At 71.2% G+C, this 7,365-nt stretch carries 6 protein-coding genes; 1 reads left to right on the top strand and 5 read right to left on the bottom strand.

Annotation, left to right across the window (positions count from 1 at the left end; all coding sequences use genetic code 11):
• Window positions 1–55: 55 nt before the first annotated feature.
• The 5 genes from AB4Z14_RS19260 to AB4Z14_RS19280 form a co-directional block, all read right to left on the bottom strand.
• A complete protein-coding gene (locus AB4Z14_RS19260) occupies window positions 56–1,693 on the bottom strand; it encodes an HAD family acid phosphatase (RefSeq protein ID WP_442276611.1) in 1,638 nt (545 codons plus the stop codon).
• 143 nt (window positions 1,694–1,836) lie between these two features.
• Complete coding sequence (locus AB4Z14_RS19265) at window positions 1,837–3,618, bottom strand: flavin-containing monooxygenase (protein ID WP_442276612.1); 1,782 nt, start codon at window positions 3,616–3,618, stop codon at window positions 1,837–1,839.
• A gap of 115 nt (window positions 3,619–3,733) precedes the next feature.
• Complete coding sequence (locus AB4Z14_RS19270) at window positions 3,734–4,912, bottom strand: helix-turn-helix domain-containing protein (RefSeq protein WP_442276613.1); 1,179 nt, start codon at window positions 4,910–4,912, stop codon at window positions 3,734–3,736.
• A 138-nt stretch (window positions 4,913–5,050) separates the two neighbouring features.
• Window positions 5,051–5,554, bottom strand: a complete 504-nt coding sequence (locus AB4Z14_RS19275) for a J-domain-containing protein (protein WP_442276614.1) — start codon at window positions 5,552–5,554, stop codon at window positions 5,051–5,053.
• 39 nt (window positions 5,555–5,593) lie between these two features.
• A complete protein-coding gene (locus AB4Z14_RS19280; protein WP_442276615.1) occupies window positions 5,594–5,941 on the bottom strand; it encodes an META domain-containing protein in 348 nt (115 codons plus the stop codon).
• Between the two features lie 291 nt (window positions 5,942–6,232).
• Here AB4Z14_RS19280 and AB4Z14_RS19285 point away from each other — a divergent pair.
• The coding region (locus AB4Z14_RS19285) for a DUF222 domain-containing protein (protein WP_442276616.1) at window positions 6,233–7,365 on the top strand (1,133 nt) is incomplete at its 3' end.

Below are 7,365 nucleotides of genomic sequence, written 5' to 3' on the forward strand. Positions count from 1 at the left end.
CCGTCGGTGACGGTCGTGACGGCATACGCGGTGCTGGCCCGTCAGGGCCCGCTGGTCAGGGCAGGTAGTACGTCGGGTTGGGCAGCTTGACCGCACGGTCGGCGTATCCGCCGATGAGGTCGCTGTACTGGTCGCCGAGGTTGGCGACGACGTCGTAGCCGAGGTCCTGCTCGATGTGGGCGCGGGTGGTCGACTTGTACTCGATCGTCGTGCACGTCGGGTAGGCCTTGCAGTGACCCTGCATGTAGGCCGGCGGCGTCTCGCTCGAGCGCCACTTCGTGAAGTAGAGGTCGTCGCTGAACTGCGGGTAGCCCTGCTCGTGGAGGTTGGCGAGCGTCGCGGCCTTCTGGCCAGTGTTACGACCCGTGAGACCGATGACCGTGCAGCCGGAGTCGGCGACGGCCTTGACGACAGAGGGCATCCCGGGCGTGGCCGGGAAGAGCTTGTTCTGGACCCAGTAGTCCTGGCGCACGGGGTTGAAGACGAACTTCATGTCCGCCACCTCCATGTCGTAGGTCCACAGGGTCGTGTCGTCGGCGTCGAAGACGACGGCCGGCCTCGAGCCGGAGCGGGCGCCCTGCCGGCACTCGTTGACGAGCCGCTGGGTGGTGCGACGCTCGAGGGCGGCGAGCTCGGTGATGTACGGCGAGCTCGTCCTGTCGGCGATGCCGGTGCCGGGGTCGCCGTAGTAGGTGGCGATCGTCTTCTTGACCGAGTCGATGTTGGGGATGCCCTCACCACTCTCGGTGAGGCCGCTCGAGCCGTCGGGCTTCATCGTGAAGTGGGTGCGCGGAGCGAGGCGGGGCTCGCTGACTCCGGGGAGGTCAGGCGACGGGAGGTAGTACGTCGGGTTGGGCAGCTTGACGTTGCGGTCGGCGTGGCCGCCCTGCAGGTCGGACCACTGGTCGCCGATGTTGAGGACGATGTCGTAGCCGAGGTCCTGCTCGATGTGCTTGCGCGTGCCGGCCTTGTACTCGACCGTCGTGCACTTCGCGGTGGCGCACGTGATGTACGCCGGCGGCGTCGACCCGGCCCACTTCGTGAAGTAGTAGTCGGGGGTGAAGGCGTTGTAGCCGACGTCCTTGAGGTTGCCGATCGTCGCGTCCTTCTGGGCCGCGCCGCGGCCCGTCAGGCCGAAGATCGTGAAGCCCATCGCGTCGGCCTCGTTGACGAGGTCGACCATGGTCGGCGTCGCCGGGAAGAGCCGGTGCTGGACCCAGTAGTCCTGGCGCACGGGGTCGAAGACGAACTTCATGTCCGCGACCTCCATGTCGTAGGTCCACAGCGTCGTGTCGTCCGCGTCGAGCACGATGGCCGGCTTCGTGCCCGCTCGCTCCGCGGCGGCATACGTCCGCCGGAGCTGGGCCCGGAGTCCCTCGGTGATGCGGCGCATCTCGGAGATGTAGGGCGAGCTCGTCCGGTTGGCCAGGCCCGTGCCGGGGTCCCCGTAGTAGCTGTAGATCGTCTTCTTGACCGAGTCGATGTTGGGGATGCCGGCGCCGTCGGCGCGGGCGCCGCTCGAGCCGTCGGCGGCCATGACGAAGTGGGTGCGCGGGGTCAGGGTCTGGTCGTGGCGGCCGCCGGCGTCGCCGTGGGCGAGGGCCGGGGACGCGCTGGCGACGACCAGGGAGCCGATGATCGAGCCGACGGCTGCGACGGCGAGGCCGGTGGATCTGGGGGTGGGACGCCTCATGGGTTCACCTCTGGGGCTGCTGGGTGTGCGGTGCGGGTGGGCCGCTCGACCGTAGTCCCGGGCGTGCCCCCGCGGGGGTCTGGCGACCCGCCGCGAGGGCATTTCCATCGAAATGGCATGGAACTCCCAGACTTAGCTCAGACTCACGCCAGGTGGTGGGTCTCCGCGAGGGCGTAGACGGGCGTGTCGATGCCCTCCATCCGGGCCTTGAGCTGCATCGCGAGGTAGCGGGAGTAGTGCCGCGACTGGTGCAGGTTGCCCCCGTGGAACCACAGGTTGTCCTGTCGCGTGGGCTTCCACATGTTGCGCAGCTCGCCCTGCCAGGGGCCCGGGTCCTTCGTCGTGTCGGAACCGAGCCCCCAGCACTTGCCGACCGCGTCGGCGACGTCCTGGCTGATGAGCCGGGCGGCCCAGCCGTTCATCGAGCCGTAGCCCGTCGCGTAGACGACGGCGTCGGCCTCGAGCTCCGTGCCGTCGGTGAGGACGACAGCGTGCTCGGCCAGGTGGTCGACCTGCCCGCGGACGAGCCGGATCGCGCCCTTCGCGACGAGCTCTGAGGCACCGATGTCGATGTAGTAGCCCGAGCCGCGCCGCAGGTACTTGAGGAAGAGCCCCGAGTCGTCGTCACTGAAGTCGAGGTCGAAGCCGGCCGCCTCGAGCGCGGCGTAGAAGTCCTTGTCCTGCTCACGGATCGCATCGAAGGCCGGCCGCTGGAAGTCGGCGAGGATCTTGTAGGGGATCGAGGCGAAGACGAGGTCGGCGGTGTCGTGGTCGATCCCGCTCGCGACGGCCTCCTCGGAGTAGAGCGGGCCGAGGACCTGGTCCATGAGCGAGTCGGACCGCACGATGTGCGTGCTCGACCGTTGGAGCATGGTCGGCTCGGCGCCGTTCTGCCACAGGTCGGCACAGATGTCGTGGGCCGAGTTGTTCGAGCCGATGACGACGACCTTCTTGCCGGCGTAACGCGCGCCGCCCGGGTGCTTGCTGCTGTGGTGCTGGTCGCCCTGGAAGACGTCCTGCCCGGGCAGCGTCGGCACGTTGGCGATGCCGCTCATGCCGGTGGCGAGGACGAGCTGCGCCGGGTGGAGCACGACCTCGCGCCCCTCGCGGGTCACGTGCACGGTCCATGCCCCGGTCTCGGGGTCGAAGGTCGCCGACGTCGCCTCGCTGTTGCTCCAGTAGTCGAGCTCCATGACTTTCGTGTAGCTCTCGAGCCAGTCGCCCATCTTGTCCTTGGGCGTGAAGACGGGCCAGTGGTCGGGGAAGGGCAGGTAGGGCATGTGGTCGTACCAGACCGGGTCGTGCAGGCACAGCGAGTGGTAGCGGCTGCGCCACTGGTCGCCGGGCCGTGGGTACTTGTCGACGACGAGCGTCGGCACGCCGAGACGCTTGAGTCGCGCGGCGAGGCCGATGCCGCCCTGGCCGCCGCCGACGACGAGGACGTAGGGCTCGGCGTCGACGCCGAAGGACTCGACCTCCTGCTGCCGCTTGTCGAGCCAGTTCTCGGTCGAGACGTTGACGCCGTGCTCGGCGCCACGGGGACGGCGCGTACCGGACGGCTCGGGGTGGTCCTTGAGCGACTGTGCGCTCGTCAGCAGGGTCCAGGCCAAGCCGTCGCGGACGCGGACCAGGCCCTTGCCCGTGAAGGTGGCGTTGCCGAAGGTGAACCACGCCTCGTGGACGCCGTCGGCCTCGGACTCGCTCGTCGCCACGATGTCGGTGGGCCACGCGCCGGGCTCGATGCCGGCCAGCATGTCGGCGACCTGCTCGCGCCCCTCGGACGTGTGGATGTTCCACGTCATGCTGATGAGGTCGCGCCAGTAGCACTCGTCGCCGAAGAGACCGGTCACCCGGTCGACCTCGCCGGAGGCCAGCGCGTCCCCGAAACTCCCGAGCCACTGGCTCGCCGTCAACTGCTCACCCATCGCCAACTCCTTTGTCCACGTGGTGGGGTCGTGGTGCTGACGCTAGGAGCGGATGAGGTCGCCGGACAGGGTTGCAGAACGTTGCAGGTAGCCCCCGATGGCGTATGCCGGGTGCTCAGGTCGCGTCGGTCCGCACCGTCGCGGGCGTGGTGAGGCGGTAGGGCCGGCTCTCGACGAGGCCGCCGAGGCGCTTGCGCAGGCGCGACATCTCGGCCCGGATCGTCACGGGCGTCGTCGCGCCGTCGAGCAGGGCCATGAGGGCGGCGGTGTCGAGCCCGGCGGGATGGTGCGCGAGGAGGGCGACGATCTCGGCATGCCGCTCGGACAGGGCGATCTCGACGGTCGACCCCGCGGTCGTGACGAGGAGGCGCGGGCTCGGGTGGCGCACGACCTCGACGGACGCCGGGGCACTGACCGCCTCGTGGAGCACCCAGCCGCCGGTGATGGCCTCGGCCCGGACCTGCCCGATCTCGGGGACCCACACCGTGCCCTCGCGCAGGCTGCCCGGCACCCAGACACGCTCGCCGACGCCGTAGCCCTCCGCCCGCGCCACCCACCCGTGACGGTCGACCACGACGAAACGGCCAGACCCGGCATACGGCTCGCTGGCGCGGGCGACCCGGCGCAGGTCGCGCTCGTGCTGGCCGGCGAGCGTGTCGACGGCCTCACGGACGGCCATGGTCACGAGCATGAGCGTGTGCGGGTGGGCGGTGCGGAAGGCCCCGCTCAGCGTGACGACGCCGAGCGGCGTCCGCGCCCGACGGTCGAGGATCGGGGCGCTCGTGCACACCCACGCGTGCTGGTCCTCTCGCGCGTGCTCGGGGCCGAAGATCTGGACGGGTCGGCGCTCCTCCATCGCGGTGCCGAGCGAGTTGGTGCCGACGTCACCCTCGCGCCAGCGGGCGCCCTCGACGAAGCCGAGGCCGTCGCTGCGCCGGCGGATCGGCGACGGGCCGAACATCCACAGCGGGTAGCCCTCGTCGTCGCTGATGACGAGCTCGTTGCCGGCCTCGTGGGCGAGGGGGAGGAGGCGGTCCTTGAGGACGGGAACGACGGAGGCGAGCAGGCGCGAGCGCTCGCGCCGGGCGAGCAGCGCGTGGTCGGAGATCGGCGTCGAGATCTTGTCGCCCTCGGGAGTCTGCCGCAGCCACGAGCGGGCGACGACGCCCCGGGCGCCGGCGGGCACCTCGTGGGTGTGCGCCCACGCTCGGTGCAGGCGCAGCAGGTCCCGGGCCTTGGCTGCGGGGTCCTCGAACGCAGTCAGGGCCGCTTCGAGTCCGGAGGCAGTGGACATGCGCACCTTTGCGACGGGTGGCCCCGCGCGAGGTCGTACGCGTGGGGTCACGGCTCCCCGTGATCGTGACACGCGGGCGGCCGGTTGGGTAGGGCGCGTTCAGCCTGGGTGAGCCTTGGTCAGCGTCGGCCGGTTTGGTCAGTCTCCGAAGAGGCGGCGCCACCAGGACGGTCGGGTGTCGAGCGTAGCGGCGCGAGCCGCGGCGGCCTTCTCCTCACGCGCGGCCCGCTGCTGCTCCTCGAACGCGGCGCGCAGCGGCCGCCAGCGCCCGACCATCTCGTCGACGTCGAGGGTCTTGGCGATGAGCGGCGGCAGGTTGCCGACCGCGGGCCGCAGCCGGTCGGCGAGGACGCGCTTGTTGTAGTCCTCGATGACCTCGCGGACCTGCGCCTCGGTGCGGACGTCGACGAGCGACTCCGGATAGCCCGCGGCCTCCTTGCGCAGCCCCAGCGCCCCCGGCAGGGCACCCCCGAGGTCGAGGTTCTCGCGGGCCGCGAAGCGCTTGACCCACCAGTCGGGATCGCCCGAGTCGCTGAGGTCGAGGGGTTTGCCGGCACCCGGCAGGTTGTCGAACTCCCCACGCTCCTGCGCCTCGCGGATCTGCTTGTCCACGGGGCTCTCCCAGTACGGCTGGCCCGTCATGCGATCCACGCTAACCGACGCCGGACGGCTCTCGTGGCCTCAGCCGGGCTGGACGCTCGGGCGCACGAGCACAGCGAGGGTCTCGCCGTCGCCGACCTCGAGCCGGTCACCCGTGACGACGAGGGCCTGGGGTGCGTCGAGGAGGGCGAGCAGCCGCTCCTCCTGCTCCATCGCCTCGGGTGGGCCGGCCATGCGGGTCGTCGCGGCATCGGCCACGGTGAGCAGTCCCTCGGCGACCTCATAGCGCCCCATGACCCGGTTGACGCCGGTGGTGCCGGTGAGCCGGCCGTCGTCGCCGAACGCTAGCTCAGGCTTCGGGTCGGACGTGACGGCGCCGCCGAGCTCCTGGACCACCCACGACGTGCCGACGATCGCGTTGTCTGGCATGCACCCCACGTTAGCGGGGGGCGCCCTGGGGGTGGGTCGGGTCGATCGGAGACGAGTCAGCGTGCACGACGACAGGGGGACCGTGCTCGGACTCGTGGCATGCCGCTCGACGAGTCGGAGGACGGCACGCACGAGGAGCTGATGGCCGCCGGGGCGCCTCTGCCGAGCTCTTCGAACTGCGGGCGCGGTCGTGTCGCTGAGGCGCGTACTTTGGTGAAAACGTCTGCGCTGCAATGGATTTGGTGTGGACAAGGCTTTTCCGGGCGTTCGAACACCTGTATGATCAAGGGTATGGAGCAGAGCCGGAGCACGCAGCAGATCGAGCAGGACTGGGACCACGTCGCGTCCCTGGCCGCCGACCTGCACGACGCGCACGCCCGGCTCGTCGACTTCGTCGTCGCGGTCCTGGCCGATGGGTCCTGGCAGGCCGCGGGGCTGCGGTCGCCGGAGCACTGGCTGATGCTCCGGGCGGGCCTCTCGCGGGGCCAGGCCGGTGCGATGGTGCTGCTGGCCCGCCGCGCCGGGGAGCTGCCCGCCACCGTGGCCGCGTTGCGGGAGGGGCGGATCAGCCTGGACCAGGCGGCGGTCGTGGCCCGGCACACCCCGGCCGCGTTCGACACCACGGTCGCGGAGTTCGCCCGGCACGCGACGGTGACCCAGCTGCAGCGCACCGTCACCCGCTACGACTTCACCCTCCAACCCGACAGCGTCGACGACCGCGGCCGCGGCCTGCCCGGAGAGATCCTGCCCGGCGAGATCCTGCCCGGCGAGATACCGCCTGGTGACGAGAGCGGTGACGAGAGCGACCAGGAGGGCGGCGACTGCGGCGACGGTGGGTCGGGGAAGCGGGCGCCGGTCGAGCCGGCCCACCTGAGCATGGGCCTCGACGCCGACGGGCGGTTCCGGCTGCGCTACGACGCCCCGGCCGAGGTCGGCGCGCTCGTCGAGTCAGCCCTCGCCGAGGCCAAGGACCACCTCTTCGACACCCTCACCCCCGAGGGGCAGGAGCCGGACCGGCAGCTGCTCAACGGCGACGTGCTGCACCCGAGCTGGACCGAGGTCGACGGCGGCCGGCCCCGGGTCACCTGGGCCGACGCCCTCATCGTGCTCGCCACCCGCTCCCTCGACGCCGCAGGCAGTGACGGCTCGGGTGGAGCTGCCCGGCGGGCTCGCTACCGGGTGCAGGTCCACCTCGACACCGACGGTGGCTGGCTCACCGGCCGGCCCCGCCTGCCCCAGACGATCGTCGACGGCCTGACCTGCGACGGACAGCTCACCCCGGTCTGGGAGACCGACGGACACCCCGTCAACGTCGGCCGCGCCCACCGCGTCGTCCCCCACCGCACCCGCGTCCTGGTCCTGGACCGCGACCGCGGCTGCCGCTTCCCCGGCTGCGCCTCCACCCACCACCTCGAGATCCACCA

Origin of the sequence: Terrabacter sp. 2TAF16, assembly GCF_052115065.1 — a bacterium.
Classification (GTDB): domain Bacteria; phylum Actinomycetota; class Actinomycetes; order Actinomycetales; family Dermatophilaceae; genus Terrabacter.